The organism is Streptomyces sp. HUAS TT11, assembly GCF_051553595.1.
In the GTDB taxonomy this organism is placed as follows: domain Bacteria; phylum Actinomycetota; class Actinomycetes; order Streptomycetales; family Streptomycetaceae; genus Streptomyces.
Genome location: NZ_CP196184.1, coordinates 5,619,371 through 5,635,415, shown reverse-complemented (window position 1 = coordinate 5,635,415; position 16,045 = coordinate 5,619,371). Strand labels below are relative to the sequence as shown.

The 16,045-nt window shown below is 71.7% G+C and carries 14 protein-coding genes; 4 read left to right on the top strand and 10 right to left on the bottom strand.

From position 1 onward, the window contains the following. Positions 1-2: 2 nt before the first annotated feature. Both ACSHXN_RS25165 and ACSHXN_RS25160 read right to left on the bottom strand, forming a co-directional pair. Positions 3-335 carry a hypothetical protein gene (locus ACSHXN_RS25165; protein WP_059127848.1) on the bottom strand — a complete coding sequence of 111 codons (333 nt, stop codon included), beginning with the start codon at positions 333-335 and terminating at the stop codon, positions 3-5. A gap of 121 nt (positions 336-456) precedes the next feature. Then, positions 457-2,799: an immune inhibitor A domain-containing protein gene (locus tag ACSHXN_RS25160; RefSeq protein WP_355129100.1), complete on the bottom strand. Its 2,343-nt coding sequence runs from the start codon at positions 2,797-2,799 to the stop codon at positions 457-459. Positions 2,800-3,265: 466 nt separating this feature from the next. Here ACSHXN_RS25160 and ACSHXN_RS25155 point away from each other — a divergent pair, with 466 nt between their 5' ends. Next, entirely contained in the window at positions 3,266-3,556 is a 291-nt protein-coding gene (locus ACSHXN_RS25155) for a hypothetical protein (protein ID WP_355129098.1), read from the top strand. A gap of 126 nt (positions 3,557-3,682) precedes the next feature. Here ACSHXN_RS25155 and ACSHXN_RS25150 read toward each other — a convergent pair whose 3' ends face one another. The 4 genes from ACSHXN_RS25150 to hppD form a co-directional block, all read right to left on the bottom strand. Beyond that, complete coding sequence (locus ACSHXN_RS25150) at positions 3,683-4,468, bottom strand: RDD family protein (RefSeq protein ID WP_355129096.1); 786 nt, start codon at positions 4,466-4,468, stop codon at positions 3,683-3,685. Between the two features lie 54 nt (positions 4,469-4,522). Beyond that, positions 4,523-6,007 carry an RDD family protein gene (locus ACSHXN_RS25145; RefSeq protein ID WP_438303738.1) on the bottom strand — a complete coding sequence of 495 codons (1,485 nt, stop codon included), beginning with the start codon at positions 6,005-6,007 and terminating at the stop codon, positions 4,523-4,525. A gap of 286 nt (positions 6,008-6,293) precedes the next feature. After that, positions 6,294-7,700, bottom strand: a complete 1,407-nt coding sequence (locus ACSHXN_RS25140; protein ID WP_355129092.1) for an FAD-binding oxidoreductase — start codon at positions 7,698-7,700, stop codon at positions 6,294-6,296. Between the two features lie 140 nt (positions 7,701-7,840). Continuing rightward, positions 7,841-8,986, bottom strand: a complete 1,146-nt coding sequence (gene hppD / locus ACSHXN_RS25135; RefSeq protein WP_355797813.1) for a 4-hydroxyphenylpyruvate dioxygenase — start codon at positions 8,984-8,986, stop codon at positions 7,841-7,843. Positions 8,987-9,108: 122 nt separating this feature from the next. On the opposite strand from hppD, the gene ACSHXN_RS25130 reads away from it, so the two are divergent. Together ACSHXN_RS25130 and ACSHXN_RS25125 are read left to right on the top strand one after the other, a co-directional pair. Continuing rightward, positions 9,109-9,588, top strand: a complete 480-nt coding sequence (locus tag ACSHXN_RS25130; RefSeq protein WP_059127841.1) for an Lrp/AsnC family transcriptional regulator — start codon at positions 9,109-9,111, stop codon at positions 9,586-9,588. 159 nt (positions 9,589-9,747) lie between these two features. Continuing rightward, positions 9,748-10,551, top strand: a complete 804-nt coding sequence (locus ACSHXN_RS25125) for an ABC transporter permease (protein WP_383353938.1) — start codon at positions 9,748-9,750, stop codon at positions 10,549-10,551. Between the two features lie 49 nt (positions 10,552-10,600). Here ACSHXN_RS25125 and ACSHXN_RS25120 read toward each other — a convergent pair whose 3' ends face one another. The 3 genes from ACSHXN_RS25120 to ACSHXN_RS25110 are packed head-to-tail and all read right to left on the bottom strand — an operon-like array spanning position 10,601 to position 13,398. After that, complete coding sequence (locus tag ACSHXN_RS25120) at positions 10,601-11,392, bottom strand: S16 family serine protease (protein ID WP_355129088.1); 792 nt, start codon at positions 11,390-11,392, stop codon at positions 10,601-10,603. 42 nt (positions 11,393-11,434) lie between these two features. After that, positions 11,435-12,544 carry an o-succinylbenzoate synthase gene (menC, locus tag ACSHXN_RS25115; protein ID WP_355129086.1) on the bottom strand — a complete coding sequence of 370 codons (1,110 nt, stop codon included), beginning with the start codon at positions 12,542-12,544 and terminating at the stop codon, positions 11,435-11,437. Next, positions 12,541-13,398: a chorismate synthase gene (locus tag ACSHXN_RS25110; protein WP_438303735.1), complete on the bottom strand. Its 858-nt coding sequence runs from the start codon at positions 13,396-13,398 to the stop codon at positions 12,541-12,543. The genes menC and ACSHXN_RS25110 overlap by 4 nt, the downstream gene beginning before the upstream one ends. Positions 13,399-13,524: 126 nt before the next feature. Between ACSHXN_RS25110 and ACSHXN_RS25105 the strand changes: the two genes are divergently transcribed. Continuing rightward, positions 13,525-15,096, top strand: a complete 1,572-nt coding sequence (locus ACSHXN_RS25105; RefSeq protein ID WP_356291748.1) for a PucR family transcriptional regulator — start codon at positions 13,525-13,527, stop codon at positions 15,094-15,096. A 17-nt stretch (positions 15,097-15,113) separates the two neighbouring features. Here ACSHXN_RS25105 and ACSHXN_RS25100 read toward each other — a convergent pair whose 3' ends face one another. Further along, complete coding sequence (locus tag ACSHXN_RS25100) at positions 15,114-15,755, bottom strand: IclR family transcriptional regulator (RefSeq protein ID WP_355129080.1); 642 nt, start codon at positions 15,753-15,755, stop codon at positions 15,114-15,116. Between the last annotated feature and the right edge of the window lie 290 nt (positions 15,756-16,045).

Here is a 16,045-nt window from a genome sequence, read left to right as displayed (position 1 = left end):
GCTCAGGCCTGCGCCGTCGGCCTCCTCAGCAGCGCCCGGATCGGGTGCCACAGCTCCTGCGACAGCTCCTGGCCCGCGCTGTCGGGCGCCGTGCGCCATATCAGCCCGTCGGGGTGGTGCAGGACCGCGGTGATCTCGTCGGGGGTCGGCGGAGCGGCGTTGCCGCGCAGGTAGACGGCACGCAGGCCCAGGTTGCGCAGTCGCGTCAGCGCCCGGGCGCGGTTCTGGGCGAGGACGAGCACGCGGACGAAGCCGCTGCCGGAACCCGGGCTCGGCAGGTTCAGCGCCACCACCACGCTGCCGTTCGGCAGCTTGCAGAAACCTCCTGCGGCCATTCAGTCACATCCCCGTTCCGGTCGGTGTCAATAAGTGCGTCACAGGACGCACCTAAACACGATCGGCGGCGGCCCGCCAGGGGGTCGCCGCCGATACGCTTCTGACCTGCGAAGATGCGGACTACTTCACCGCGGGCCCGACCTCGAGCTCGATGGTGGAGCCGTCCTTGGCCGCCTTGTCGATCTTGATCTTGGTGTTGGTGTCAGTGATCTTGACACCGGCGGCCGGGTTCGACGCGTCGTAGTAGGTGCTGGTGTGGTCGTTGAAGACCGACACCCCCTTCTGCGACTTGATCCGCACCGGCACGTCCGCCTTGTGCAGCGTGATCGCGTCGGTGGACTCCAGGGTGAACGGCGAGTCGTAGGCCTGGAACCGGTTGCGCAGCAGCGTGCCGTCGGTCCACTTCAGCGGCGCCGGGTGCGAGTCGATCGGCAGGATCAGGCCGGTGCCCGGGTGGTCGGCGGTGTTGTTGTCCGGCTGCGAGGTGTCCCACTTCCAGATCAACAGACCGTTCTGGTACGGGATGTGCTCAACCCAGTCCGGACGGGTCGTCGAGAAGCCGAAGTTGTACGGGCCGACCTTCAGGGTCTTGTCGTACGACTCGTACTGCCGGTTCTCGGCGACGTAGTACTGCTTGTAGAGCTTGGAGAAGGACGCGCCGATGCGGGAGAAGCCCGTCGCCGTCCAGGCCGGGTCCGCGCTCTCCGCGTTGTCGGAGAACACCGCCGAGCCGTCCGCGGTCACCGTGATCTCGTCGGCCGCGAAGCCCTTGAGGGCCACACCGCCGTCGGTCTGGTAGCGGAAGCGCAGGTCGAACTTCTTGCCCGCGTAGGCGTCGAGCGGGTACGACAGCTTCGCGTACGCGTCGATGGAACCGGTGAGCGCCGGCTTGCCGCTGGCGTCACGCGGGACCGGCTGACCGTTCACCGTGCCGTCGAGGACGGTCCAGTTGGCGCCGCCGTCGGTCGACACCTCGGCGTAGAGGTAGTCGTAGTCGGCCTCGATGTCGTACCAGCCGTCCAGGGACAGCGTGGCCGAGGACTTGCCGGTGAGGTCGACGGACCGGGTCAGCGTGTTCTTCAGGTCGTTGCCGCTGCCGCTCCACCACTGGGTCGCGCCCTGGGCCGGGGTGACCACCTCGGTGGTGACGGCCTTGTCGGGCAGGGAGACGACCAGCGCCTGCTTGTGCTTGGTGTTGTACTCCGCCAGGCCCAGCTTGTGCCAGGAGTTCACACCGGCCTTGGCCGTGTCGTAGTTGAGCCAGCCCAGCTGGAGCTTGTCCCAGGCGTTCATGTCGCCGGGCAGGTTGCCGATGGCGTCCTTGCCCGTGCCCAGCCAGGAGCCGGACGACATCAGCGTCCAGAACCCGGTGGAGTTCTCGCCGCCGTTGGTGTCGTACTCGTCCGGCAGACCGAGGTCGTGGCCGTACTCGTGGGCGAAGACGCCGAGTCCGCCGTTCTCCGGCTGGATGGTGTAGTCGCCGACCCAGATGCCGGTGTCGCCGATCTGCGTGCCGCCGAGCCTGTTGCCGTCGGGGCCGGTGGCACCCGCGTCGGTGCCGAAGGCGTACCAGCGGTGGGCCCAGATCGCGTCCTCGCCCTGTGCGCCGCCGCCCGCGGACTCGTCCTCGCCGGCGTGGACGATCTGGAAGTGGTCGATGTAACCGTCGGGCTCGTTGAAGTCGCCGTCGCCGTCGTGGTCGTAGCGGTCCCACTGGTCGAACTGGGCGAGTTCCGTGCGGATCTCGGCCGCGGTGTCACCGGCCGCCTCACGCTCGGCGACCCAGGCGTTGACGCCGTCCTGGACCGCGTACCAGGCGGCGCTGTCGCCGGCCTTGTTGGATCCGTAACGGGCCTCGTTGTAGGGGACCTTGACCCAGTCGGTCACCTCACCGTCGACCGAGTAGCGGCCCGAGGACTGCGTCTCGTAGTACTTCTTGAGCGACTCGGTGTCCTTGCCGGTGCCGAAGTACAGGTCCTGGTAGTGCTTCTGGTTGTAGTCCGCCAGCCAGTCCGTGCTGTTGTCCTTCTTGCGGTCGGGCTTGGCGATCTTGTTGTGCAGCGGGCCCGGGGTGCCGCCGTAGCGGCTGTCGACCTGGTCGCCGAACTCGACCAGGATCGTGAAGATCTTGTCGGTCTTCTCGCGGCCGAGTTCGACGTACTTGCTGTCGCCCTTCTTGCCCTTGAGCTGGACGACGTTCGAACCGTCACGGTTCTTGATCTTGGCCTTGCCGGATATGACCTGGCCGAGCGCTTCCTGGCGCTGAGCATCCTGGGTCTTGCTCAGCGGGCCGTCGAAGTCGTGCTCCTTCTGCTTCACCGGCTGCGGGTCGTGCCGGTTCACGGCGGCGGGATCCGCCGGCGTGTTCGCCTCTGCCACCGCGAAGGTCGCGAACGTGGCCGAGGCCGCCGCGAGGGTCGCGCCTATCGCGGCCGCTCTGAACGTCCAGGGTCTACTGGTCACTTGAAGTCCTCCCCGACGCGTCCGATCGCGCGGATGACGAATCCCGATCGAGAGGGGTCCGCGCGTGGTGTACGCGTGTGTCAAGTGACGACATTTGACCGGAGGTTTAGAAGAAAAGACAGACCTTGACTTGAACAGGCCAAGTGCATTAATAGAAACCGACGTTCGGTATACGAACGGCATAGTCGCCTGTCAACGGGCGCGTGCATCTCCCCAGTTGGCGGACCCTATGACTCCGTGCGCCCCCCGTGCATCAGCACCGTGGGTAAGGTCACGCTTACCAGACGTTCCGCTCGGGCATGCAGGCGAATAGAGTCGGCGGGCGGAGCGTCGGAACGGCGACGGATCGCCCGGTCGACACCGGTGTCACCCCCGACACGACAAGTGCCACAGATTCCACACGTTGTCCGCATCCTCCCCCATCGCGAGAGGCACCGGGGGGAGACCCCCACCCCGAGGAATGGCCATGCCTCGTCCGAACGCCGCACAGCTCGCCTACGGTTCCTGCACCGTGATCTTCTCCACCCTCGCCATGCTGCTGCTGTCACAGACGAGTTCGGGCCTGGGGATCGCCGTGATCGCCCTCGCGGCGCTCGCACTCGGACTGCTCGTCGCCGTGACGGTGCCCGTGCCGAAGTCCGCTTCGGCCGGTGCCCGACGGCCCGCCGCCCGGCAGCCCGCACCGGCCGGACGGCCGACGGCGTCCGTGGGATCCACGGCTGCGGCCAAGTCCGTACACGAGCCGGCGAACCCCTGAACCGGGCGCGCAGCGCAGCACTTCACGGTCGCCACAGGCACCACAGCACAGCGCACACCGAAACCGGCGGGTCCCGTTACCGGGCCCGCCGGTTCGCGCGTAGGCCGCCGCACCCCGGCGTCGCCATCACACCGTGCTGACCTCCACCGTTCTGGCCGCCTTGTCGTGCAGACCCTGCTTGTAGGGCTTGTCGAAGAAGCTCCAGCCGCCGCAGATCGCCGTCCAGACGCAGGCACAGCAGAACGCGAACGGAAGCCACAGCACCGCGGCGCGGATCAGCGAGGTCCGCACGGAGGGGCTGGAGCCGTCCTGCAGATTCGCCACCCGCATGTTCAGCAGCTTCTTGCCGAGCGTCTGCCCCGACCTGGAGATCATGACGGTGTCGTAGGCGATGTAGAGCACCGCGGCGATCACGGACTGGCCGAGCGATTTGCCGGACTCGATCCGGTTGGCGTCCACGTCGTACTCGGCGGTGCGGAACACCCAGGACAGCAGCGCGACGACGATACCCACGAGGATCATGTCGATGATCCGCGCGAGCACCCGCTTGCCGCTGTCGGCGAGCGGGGGCATCCCGGCGAGGGGGTCCGCTCCGCCGTAGGGGCCGCCGCCGTACGGGGAACCGGGGGGCGGAGGCTGGTCGTAGGGGCTTCCGCCACCGGGCGGGGGTGCACCGCTTCCGCCGCCGGGCGGGGGCGCACCGTAAGGGCTTCCGCCGCCGGGCGGAGGCTGACCGTACGGAGGGGGCTGGCCGGGCGGGGGAGGCCGGCCGCCGGGCGGGGGCTCACCGCCGGGAGGCGGTCCCCAGCGGGGTTCGGTGCCGCCGCCCTGGGACGGCGGGGGCTGACGCTTTCTGAACGGGTCCTCCTCCGGGGAGTCCCCGGAGCCGGGGGGCGGCGGTTCGGTGCTCATGGCCCGAGTCGACCGCGAACCCTCCGGCTCCGCATCCCTACAGGTCCGTCCGGGTCAGCCCGCCACGAACGTGTGCGCCGCCTTGTCGTGCCAGCACTGGCGCCACGGCCGGTCGAACACACACCACAGCACGCCGACCACGCCGACCACGAGCAGGCCCGGGACGCTGTAGACGAGCCAGCGGCGCAACGCATGACCAAAACCCGGCGGCTCATGGGCCTCGATGTCCCGTACCTCGATGCCGCACAGCTTCTTGCCGAGCGTGCGGCCCCACTTGGCGGTGGGCAGCACTTCGTAGAGGACACCGAAACCGAGGAGCACGCCGAGCACCACGGCGAGATGCATCGAGGTCGTGCCGTCGAGCAGCCAGACCGTGACGGTCTGCCCGGAGAGCTTGGCCGCGTCGATCTTGTCGTTGATGTGGTCGATCGCCTCGGTGCCCAGTGGTACGGCGGCCACGCCCGTGACCGCCGCCAGCACCACCGTGTCCAGCAGCCGGGCGACCAGCCGCCTGCCGAGGCCCGCGGGACGGGCCGCCACCTGCGCCCGTACGGCCGCCAGGAACGGGTCCTCCACGGGAGGCTTCCACGGCGCCACGGGCCGGTCACCCTCGGGACCCGGGCTCGCGAGCCGGTGCACCTGCTGGGCCCAGGAAGGCTGGCCGCCGCCGGAGCCCGTGGTCAGGGGTGTGCCGGCGGACTGCTGAGGGATGCCCGCCGCGGGCTGCTGCGCAGGGGATCCCGTCGCGGGCGTGCCGGGCGCGGGAGCCGGGGGCCCCGACCGCGGAGCCGTCCGCTGCGGAGCGGGGGCCTGCGCCTGCGGGTCCTGGCCCCGTGCCTGCCGGGCCGCCGCCTGGGCGCCGTCGGTGTGCGGGGGCCGGCCCGAACCGGAAGCGGCCGCCCCCGTGCTTCCCCCCTGCTCCCCCGTGCGCGGGGAGAGCGCACGGAACGCGGCGGTGCCCTCGGAGGCGACGGGACCGTCGTTGCCCGTGGTGCCCGGTGCGCCGGCGTCTTCGCCGCGCGGCTGCCGGCGGAACACGACCGTGCCGTCCGGGGCCGGGGAGGAACCGGGGCCACCCGTCGCCTCGGTGGGCGGGATCGTCGCCGTGCCGTCCGTGCGGGTCGCCGCGCCGTCGGGCCGGCCGGCGTGCGGAACCCGGGGATCGGCTGCCTGCGGCGCGCCCCACGAGACCCGGCGGTCCTGGTCGCCACCGAACCCGGACTGCCGGGAGCGGTCGGCACCCCAGGCCGAGGCGGGCTCCGGGCGGCTGCCGTGCCGGGCGTCGGCCGGGTCCGCCCCGGAGGGCTCCTCGACCGGGTCCTCGTCGAAGAAGTGCGGCCCGGTCTCCTCCACGGCGGGCGGAGCGGGGCGAGCGCCGGGCGGCGGGGAGAGCGGTCCGCCGTCACCGGGCGCGGGCCGGCTGGTGCCGGGCACCCAGGCGGCACCGTTCCAGTACCGGACGTATCCGGGGATGGACGGATCCGGGTAGTAGCCCTCGCGGGGTCTGTCGTCACCGGGTGCCGGGGTTGGGGCGCTCATGTCCGTCGTCCCGTATCTGCTCGGGGGGTCGTGTGGACACCCACATCTATCAGAACCGGGCACGGTGTTCTGCCGGTCCGGCTGCATCCACCCCTTTCCGGGCGATACCGTGCACGGCCTTCACACACCTGGAACACTCCCCGAAAGAATTCCTCCGAAAGGCGCGTCGCACCTTTCGGAGCTGTTCGCCGCCGTCCTTCCGTGGGCCCGCGCCCGTTGCCGGAACGCGAGCCCGACCTCCGCGCCGCGCGCCCCGTCCACCGGCCGGGTGAGCGGGCCGTCCGGCTCAGAAGAGCTTGCCCGGATTGAGCAGGCCGAGGGGGTCGAAGACCTGCTTGACCGCCCGCTGCATCTCCACGCCCACCGGTCCGATCTCGCGCGCCAGCCACTCCTTCTTCAGGATGCCGACGCCGTGCTCACCGGTGATCGTGCCACCGAGTTCCAGGCCGAGGGCCATGATCTCGTCGAAGGACTCCCGGGCGCGCCGGGACTCGTCCGGGTCCTGTGCGTCGAAGCAGACCGTCGGATGCGTGTTCCCGTCGCCCGCATGGGCGCAGACCCCGATGGTGAGCCGGTGTTTCTCGGCGATCCGCTCCACGCCCTCCAGCAGTTCGCCGAGCCGGGAGCGGGGCACGCACACGTCGTCGATCATCGACGTGCCCTTGACGGCCTCCAGCGCGGTGAGCGACAACCGCCGTGCCTTCAGCAGCAGTTCGGACTCGGCCACGTCATCGGCCGGGACGACCTCGGTGGCGCCGGCGGCCTCGCACAGCGCCCCGACGGCGGCGAGGTCGGCGGCCGGGTCCGGGGTGTCGAAGGCGGCGAGGAGCAGGGCCTCGGTGCTCTCCGGCAGGCCCATGTGGGCGAGGTCGTTGACCGCCTTGAGCGTCGTCCTGTCCATCAGTTCGAGAAGGGACGGCACATGACCGCCCGCCATGATCCGGCACACGGCGTCGCAGGCGTCGGCCGCGGACGCGAACTCGGCCGCCAGCACCAGTTGCCGGGGCGGCATGGGCTTCAGGGCGAGGACCGCGCGGACGACGATGCCGAGCGAGCCCTCGGAGCCGACGAAGAGCCGGGTGAGGTCGTAGCCGGCGACGCCCTTGGCCGTGCGACGGCCGGTGGACATGAGGCGGCCGTCCGCGAGCACGACGTCCAGGCCGAGGACGTACTCGGCCGTCACCCCGTACTTCACGCAGCACAGCCCGCCGGAGGCCGTGCCGATGTTGCCGCCGATCGTGCACATCTCCCAACTGGAGGGATCCGGCGGGTAGTACAGGCCGTGCTCGTTCACCGCGCGGGAGAGCGTGGCGTTGACGACGCCGGGTTCGACGACGGCGACGCGGTCGACCGGGTTGATCTCCAGGATCCGGTCCATCTTCGTCAGGGAGAGCACGATGCAGCCGTCGGAGGCGTTGGCCGCGCCCGACAGGCCGGTGCGGGCGCCCTGCGGTACGACCGGGACCCGCAGCTCGGTGGCGATCCGCATCACGTGCTGGACCTGCTCGACGGTGCGCGGCAGCACGACCACGGCCGGGGCGCCCGCCACGCAGAAGCTCGCCATGTCGTTCGCGTACGAGGCCGTGACGTCGGGGTCGCTCAGGACGGCTTCGGGCGGCAGGCCGGCCCTGAGTCGGTCGAGGAGGTTGCCGGTGACTTCGTCGCGCGGGGCTTCGATACGGCTCATGATCACAGCGTTGCACCCGGGGGCGATGGTGTGAACCCCGCTCGCACACGGCTCCCCGCTCGAAAAGGAGAGGGGAGGCCGTGTGCGGGCCGCCCGCGCCGCCCCCGGGCGCCCATCGGTCCCGTTCGGTGGCGGACGTCAGGGGCTCAGAGGTTTCCGCGCTTCTCCTGCTCCCGCTCGATCGCCTCGAACAGGGCCTTGAAGTTGCCCTTGCCGAAGCCCATGGAACCGTGCCGCTCGATGATCTCGAAGAAGACCGTCGGACGGTCCTGGACCGGCTTGGTGAAGATCTGCAGCAGATAGCCGTCCTCGTCGCGGTCGGCGAGGATCCTCAGCTCGCGCAGGGTCTCCACGGGGACCCGGGTGTCACCGACCCATTCGCCGAGGGTGTCGTAGTACGAGTCCGGGGTGTTGAGGAACTCGACGCCGGCCTCCCGCATCGTGCGCACCGTGCGCACGATGTCGTTCGTGTTCAGCGCGATGTGCTGGACACCGGGGCCGCCGTAGAACTCCAGGTACTCGTCGATCTGCGACTTCTTCTTGGCCAGGGCGGGCTCGTTGATCGGGAACTTGACCTTGAGCGTCCCGTCGGCCACGACCTTGGACATCAGCGCGCTGTACTCGGTCGCGATGTCGTCGCCCACGAACTCCTTCATGTTCGTGAAGCCCATGACCTTGTTGTAGAACCCGACCCACTCGTTCATGTGGCCGAGTTCGACGTTGCCGACGCAGTGGTCGATCGCCTGGAAGGTGCGGTGCTCGGGCGGCTCCACGATCGGATCGGCGGCGGCGTACCCGGGCAGGTACGGGCCGTCGTAGCCGGTGCGCTCGACCAGGGTGTGCCGGGTCTCGCCGTACGTGGCGATCGCGGCCAGGACGACGACGCCGTGCTCGTCCTTCAGCTCGTACGGCTCGGCGACCGAACGGGCGCCGTGCTCGATCGCGTACGTGTACGCGGCACGCGCGTCCGGGACCTCGATGGCGAGGTCGACGACGCCGTCGCCGTGTTCGGCCACGTGCTGGGCGAGGAAGTGGCCCCAGGTCGTGGCGGGCTTGATGACGGAGGTGAAGACGAAACGGGCGGAGCCGTTCTCCAGGACATAGGAAGCGGTCTCGCGGCTGCCGTTCTCCGGTCCGGAGTACGCCACGAGCCGCATGCCGAAGGCGGTGGAGTAGTAGTGCGCGGCCTGCTTGGCGTTGCCCACGGCGAAGACGACCGCGTCCATTCCCTTGACCGGGAAGGGGTCTGCCTCGCGCGCGGTGTCGGGGGTGTGGTGTGTGGTCTGGCTCATAGCGGCAGCCTCACCCCTCCCCGCAAGCTGCGCAATAGTTTGCGTATCCGCTGGGCAAGCTGCACAGCAGGTGCCCCCTTTTGGCGGGCGTTCTGTACAAGATGACCATCGGGGAGAGCGGCATGGCGATCGATCATCTGGACGCCCGGCTCATCGTGCTGCTGGCGCGGGAGCCACGCATCGGGGTGCTGGAGATGTCCCGGCGGCTCGGCGTCGCACGCGGCACCGTGCAGGCGCGCCTGGACCGGCTTCAGTCGAATGGAGTGGTCCGCGGATTCGGTCCTCAGGTCGACCCGGCCGCACTCGGCTACCCCGTGACCGCGTTCGCGACGCTGCAGATCCGGCAGGGACAGGGAGCGGACGTCAGAGCCCATCTGTCGACCGTTCCGGAAGTCCTGGAGCTGCTCACCACCACGGGCACCGGGGACATGCTGTGCCGGCTGGTCGCTCGCTCGAATGCCGATCTTCAACGTGTGATCGACCGGGTTGTCGGTTTTGATGGCATTGTCCGGGCTTCCACGGCGATCGTCATGGAGAACCCCGTTCCGCTGCGCATCATCCCCCTGGTGGAGCAGGCGGCCGAGGACCGGGAGACGACCTAGCCGACCGGGGTGAGCGCACGTGAGTTTCCGGGAGTACGTGGACGACCCCCACCATCCGTTGCTCTTGGACGCCTGCCGCCTGCTCCCCGGGCGGCCGACCGCCCCGGGGGCGCAGACGGCACCGGTCACGGCACCGGCACAACCGGAGGAGAGGCGGATGTGACCACGTCCCAGGTGAGGGAGAAGAAGAAGGCCAGGATGCCGGTCCGGCCGAATCCTCCGGTGACGCCCTGGATCTCCTGGCAGAAGCTGACCTGCCTGCCGCTGGCGCTGGTGATCGCCCTGCTCACGACCCTCGCCCTCTTCCGGCGCGTCCATCTGGACCCCGTCGCACGGGACGCCATGGCGCACGGCCGGGTCACGCGAGCGTTGTGGCAGCACATCGGACTGACCGCGATCGCCACGGTCCTGGTGCTGGTCGTCGCGATCCCGCTCGGCATCCTGCTCACCCGCGCGTCGTTGCGGAGGGCCACACCCGTGGCGTCGGCGATCGCGACCCTGGGCCGTGCGGTTCCCGTGCTCGGTCTGCCGGCGTTGCCGGTGCTCTGGCTCGGCACCGGCGCGAAGGCGGTCCTGCTCGGCGTGGCCGTCTACGCCGTCCTGCCGGTGCTGGCGACGACGATCGCGGGACTCGAGGCGAACGATCCGGCGCTCCTGAAGGCCGCGCGCGGCGTCGGCATGTCCCCGTTGGGCGTGCTGGCCCGGGTGGAACTGCCCTCGGCCGTCCCGCTGATCCTCGCGGGCGTGCGCACGGCCCTGGTCCTGAACGTCGGCACGGTGACGCTGGCGGCCCTCGGGGGCGGCGGCGGTCTGGGCGTACTGGTCACCACCGGGCTCACCCGTCGCTGCGTGCCCGTGCTGGCCCTCGGCTCGATCCTCACGGTGGCTCTCGCGCTGCTGCTCGACTGGCTGGTGTCGGTGGCGGAACTCCTGGTGCGGCCCCGCTTCGGGGAGCGGGACTGAGGACCCCACGGCCGGTGCGCGCCGAGGACCCGCCCGTCACCGCCGCCGGCTAGCAGCTCGGTACCGAGCCCTTCCCCCGCTCGAGCGCCACCAGGGCGTCGACCGCGCCGTCCAGCGTGGTCACCGGCACCAGCCTCAGCCCCTTCGGCAGCTCCGCCTTGGCGTCGGGGCACTCCGCCTTCGGGACCAGGAAGACCGTCGCGCCGTCACGGCGGGCGGCCTGCGTCTTGAGCGCGACACCGCCGACGGCTCCCACGTTGCCTGCGTCGTCGATGGTGCCCGTGCCCGCGACGGTGCGGCCTCCCGTGAGGTCGCCGCCGGCGCCGTCGCCGTGCAGCTTGTCGATGATCCCGAGCGTGAACAGCAGGCCCGCGCTCGGCCCGCCCACGTCCGCGAGCTTCAGCGTGACCTTGACGTTCTTGTCGCTCACATCCAGGTACTTCAGCGCCGCCCGGGTCGCCGCGTCCTGGGACTGCCTCATCTGCTCGGAGTTGTGCCGCTCGATCTCCTTGACGGTGTCACCGCTCGGGTAGACCGCGTCGCGCGGCAGCACCGCGCGGTCCGTGCGGAGCCAGCCGTCGACCACGTCGCCGAGCGAGACGTGCGCGTCGGGCCCCGTCGCCTCGATCGTCGTCATCCGCAGCTGACCCTTCGTCGTGCGGGTGGGCGTACCGGTGATCGTGATCACCGGAGCGCCCTTGTTCGCACCGAGGACGTTGGCCGTCAGCCCCGGCTGCGCCACGGAGAACGGCAGCGGCGCGGCCGCGGCCGTGGCGAACAGGGCCGCCGCGGGCAGGGCGCAGACGGCGACGGCCTTGGGACGCGAGAGACGAGAGAGCACGGGATCAATCTAACGTGACGGTGGCGTCCGGCCGGGTGCCGGTCAGCCCCCGTACAGGGCGCTCCGCCCGGTGGTGAAGCGCCGCAGGGCCTCCGGGAGCGGCTCCACGCCGATCCCGGGGGCTGAGGGCACCGGGAGATGGCCGTCCCGCAGCACGAAGGGCTCGGTCAGGTCCTCGGCGAAGTAGCGTGCGGACGCCGAGGTGTCCCCGGGGAGCGTGCAGCCGGGCAGGGCCGCCAGGGCCAGGTTGGCGGCGCGGCCGACCCCCGTCTCGAGCATGCCGCCGCACCACACCGGCACCCCGTGCGCATGAGCCACGTCGTGCACGCGGCGGGCCTCCAGATAGCCGCCGACCCGCGCCGGCTTCACATTGACGACCCGGCAGGCGCCCATGGCGATGGCGGAGGCCGTGTCACGGGCGTTGTGCAGGGACTCGTCCAGGCAGACGGGGGTGGTGAGACGCTGCTGGAGCAGGGCGTGGGCGTGCAGGTTGTTCTCCTCGAGCGGCTCCTCGACGAGCAGCAGCCCGAACGCGTCCAGCTTCCGCAGGTGTTCGGCGTCGGCAAGCGTGTAGGCGGTGTTCGCGTCGACCTGGAGCGGCAGTTCGTCGCCGAACCGCTCGCGCACGGCCCGGACGGGTTCCAGGTCCCAGCCCGGTTCGATCTTCAGCTTGATCCGGACGTAGCCCTCGGCCAGATGGCGTTCGACGTCGTCCAGGAGCTCGGGCACGGAGTCCCTGATGCCGACCGACACCCCGGCCGGCACCCGGTCCCGCACGGCCCCCAGATAGGTCGCGAGCGACATTCCGTACGCGCGCAGCTCAGCGTCGAGGACGGCCGTCTCCAGGGCGGCCTTGGCCAGCTCGTGCCCCTTGACCGGCGCCAGCGCCGGGGCGAGTGCGGCCGCCGTCAGCCGGGGCAGCGCGGCGGCCCGCGGCAGCAGGAAGTCGCGCAGAACGATCTCGGCGCCGGCCGCGAACTCCGAGCAGTACCGCGGTTCGGGGTCGGCGGCGAACTCGGACCACCCCTCTGCGGCGTCGGTGACCACATGGAGCAGGAAGGTGTCCTTCGCGGTCATGGTCCCGAAGGAGGTGCGGAACGGGGTGACCAGCGGGATCGCCACATGGACGATCTCGGCACGTTCGAGTCTCATACCGGGCAGTGCTCCTCTCGGGTGAGCGTGTACCAGCCGTCCCGGGACATGCCCGTCGCCCGGAACCCCTCGGCGAATGCCTCCGCGAGCACCTCCCGGACGGCGTGCCGCCAGCGCAGCGCGAGGGTGGGGTCCGCGGCCCGCAGGGCCACGACGTCCTCCGGCACACGGCACCACAGCTGCCCGCCGTCGGCGGAGCGCCGGGCGAGCGGTGCCCCGTCCGGCGCCATGGGCATCCCGGCCGGTCCGGGGCCGGGCGCGACGGTGCGGTCCGCGCTCCCACCGGCCCGCCGGGGCGTCCGCAGGTCCCACAGGACGGCCAGCCGGTCGCTCTCGTCGCCGTCGTTCACTCCGTCGGCCATCGGACCGTAGAAGTCGACGAGGTACTCCGTCCCGGTCGCGCCCAGTTTGACCAGGTTGAAGCGGGCGTTGCGGCCGACCAGCGGGTCGAAGGTCCAGCGCAGGACGCGGGCGCCCCGCTCCAGCAGCCAGGCGCGCTGCGCCTGCTTCAGCGGGTGGCCGACGCCGCGGTCGGCCGCCGCCAGCAGGGAGTACGCGTCCGCGTCGGCGGGCGGGCCGAAGACGGCGGCGCAGGCCCCGGCGAGCCGCTCCCCCTCGACGGTGTACGCGGCGTGCACGGCCCCGCCCGCGTGGACCACGCTGTGCAGCACCTCGGCGGGCAGGGGCGGGCTGGTGCGGGGAGTGCGCCAGACGTCGCAGAAGTAGTCGGCCACGGCGGCGAGGCCGGTCACATCGTGCACGGTACGGAGGTGGACGCCCGCGGTGCGCGCCGTCTCCTCCGCGAGCCGCACCGCGCCCGAGTGGGCCGCGGACAGGTCCGTCTCTGCTGTCATGGGTCGAGTCTCGGGGCGCATGCCGGGACACGCGTTGTGCGGGACGCCAAAACCTGCGTACGGTCCTGAGGGGATCGGCCAACGACCGGTCCTGAGGGGATCGGCCGACGACCGAGGAGGCATCCCGTGGACGCGCACTCCCTCGGGGATCTGCTGGACGTCGTCGGCGAACCCTCCGTGCGGCTGCACACCGCGCCCTCCGGACTCACCGTGCCCGTCACCGAGGCTCTGCTCCACGACGCCCACGCCCCTGTCCCCCGCGTGCCGGGTGCGCTGCTGCTCGCGGTGGGCGTGCGCGCCCGCTCCGCCGGACCGCTCGTGCGGGCCGCCGCCGAGGCCGGGATGGCCGGGCTCGTCGTACGCGGTCAGGACGGGCCCGTCGAGGAGGCTGAGGAGGCCGGGATCGCGCTGCTGTCCGTGGACGAGGACGCCGCCTGGCACCGGGTGCACCTGCTGCTGGCCTCGGCGATCGGGGCGCGCCCGGCGGCCACGGGCCCGGGGGACGCACGAGGCGAGCTGTTCGCGCTCGCCGACGCCGTGGCCGCCGCCGTCGGCGGGGCCACCACCGTCGAGGACCCCCGGCAGCGCATCCTCGCGTACTCGACGGTGCCCGGACAGGTGACGGACGAGGACCGCCGCCAGGGCATCCTCGGGCTCCGGGTGCCGGGGAGCCCGCAGAACACCGAGCAGTACCGGACCGTCTTCGCCGCGCCGGGTCCGGTGCGGCTGCCGGCACTCGCGGGCGCCCTGCCACGGCTGGCGGTCGCGGTGCGCGCCGGGGGCGAGACCCTCGGCTCGCTCTGGGTCGTCGACGACGGCCGGCTCGCACCCGATGCCGGGAAGGCGCTGGCGCAGGGTGCGTCCACGGCGGCGCTGCTCCTGCTGCGGGTGCGCGCCGCCCGCGAGCTGGCCCGGCATCAGGACGGCGATCTGCTGCGCCGTCTCCTCGACGGCACCGCCGACCCGGCCGCCGCCCAGCGGCTCGGACCGGAACCGGTACGCGTGGCCGCGTTCGTCCCGGACGCCACCGTCTCCGCGCCCGACGACGAACAGACCGTGCTGCGGCTGCTGGACCTCGTGAGGCTGCAGTGCGAGTCCCGCTACGGACGGCACGCGTGTGTGCTCCTCGACGGGGTCGTCTACGCCTTGCTGCCCGCTCCGGCGGAACGCGGCGCAGGTCGCGGCCGCGGCCATGAGGAGCGGCATCTGCGGCTGGCCGAGGACATCGTGCGGCGGGCCGGGCAGGCGCTGCGGGTACCGGTTCGGGCCGGACTCGGTGACATCGTGCCCTCGGCCGCCGATGCGGTCGCCTCACGCCGGGACGCGGATGTCGTGCTGCGGGTGCTCGGACCGGGACTGCCGGTCGCGTCGGTGAGCGGGGTGCGGCCCCGGATCACCCTGCTGCGGCTGGCCGAAGTGATGGACGGGCAACGGGATCTGCGCACGGGGGCCGGGGAGAAGGTGCAGGCCTACGACGCCGGGCACGGCACCGAGTACGCGCGCACCCTGCTGGCGTGGTTCGAGGCCGGGTGCGACATGGCGGGCGCGGCGGAGCGGCTCGCGGTGCACCCCAACACCTGCCGCTACCGACTGCGGCAGGTGCGGCGGCACGTCGGGGTCGACCTGGACGATCCCGACGAACGGCTGGTGCTGTGGCTGCAGTTGAGGACGGCGACGGACACCGGCGAAGGACGCTGAGGGCGGCCGCCCGGCACTCAGCGCAGCGCTTCGGCCACCTCCCGAGCGGCGTCCACCACCCGCAGCCCCACCCGGTCGGGCACCGCGTCCGAGAGCATCACGACCCCGACGCTGCCCTCTATCCCGCTCACCCCGAGCAACGGCGCCGCCGCACCGCTCGCGCCGGCCTCCAACTCCCCGTGGGTGAGCGTGTATCCGGGGTCGGTGACCGGCTGCCGGCGAGCGGCGAGTATGGCCCGGCCGGCGGCTCCCCGGTCGAGCGCATGGCGGAATCCGGCCCGGTACGCCACGTGGTAGTCCGTCCATGTCGGTTCGACCACGGCGACGGCCAGGGCCTCGGACCCGTCGACCAGCGTGAGGTGCGCGGTGGCCCCTATGTCCTCGGCGAGCGCACGCAGCGCGGGCAGCGCGGCCTCCCGTACCAGCGGATGCACCTGACGGCCGAGGCCCAGCACACCGAGCCCGACCCGGGCACGGCCGCCCAGGTCACGGCGGACCAGGCAGTGCTGCTCCAGCGTGGCCAACAAGCGGTACACCACGGTCCGGTTGACGCCCAGCTTGGTGGACAGTTCGGTGACGGTCAGCCCGTGGTCCGTGTCGGCGAGCAGCTTGAGGACCCTGAGGCCCCGATCGAGCGTCTGGGAGGTCTCCGCGGTCACGACGCCCACTCCTTAGTGGTGAGACGGCGGCCCGGTCGCGGCGGATGCGGCGCCGAGTCCCGTCGACGCCGCGCTCCAGAGGCCGCCGATCGGCCGGCGGCCCGGCGGATCCCGGGCCCAGTCGCTTCACGGCTGCGCTCCGCGGCGGAGCTGCCACGGGGCGTGTGCGTAGCGGGACATTAGCGAGCCGGTCCGCTCAGCGGAAGGCTCCGTCCAGAATCCGGTCAGGGGCGGGGAGTCACTCGCTCGTTTTGCGGCGATACGCACCGCTGACCGGATACCGCCCGCCC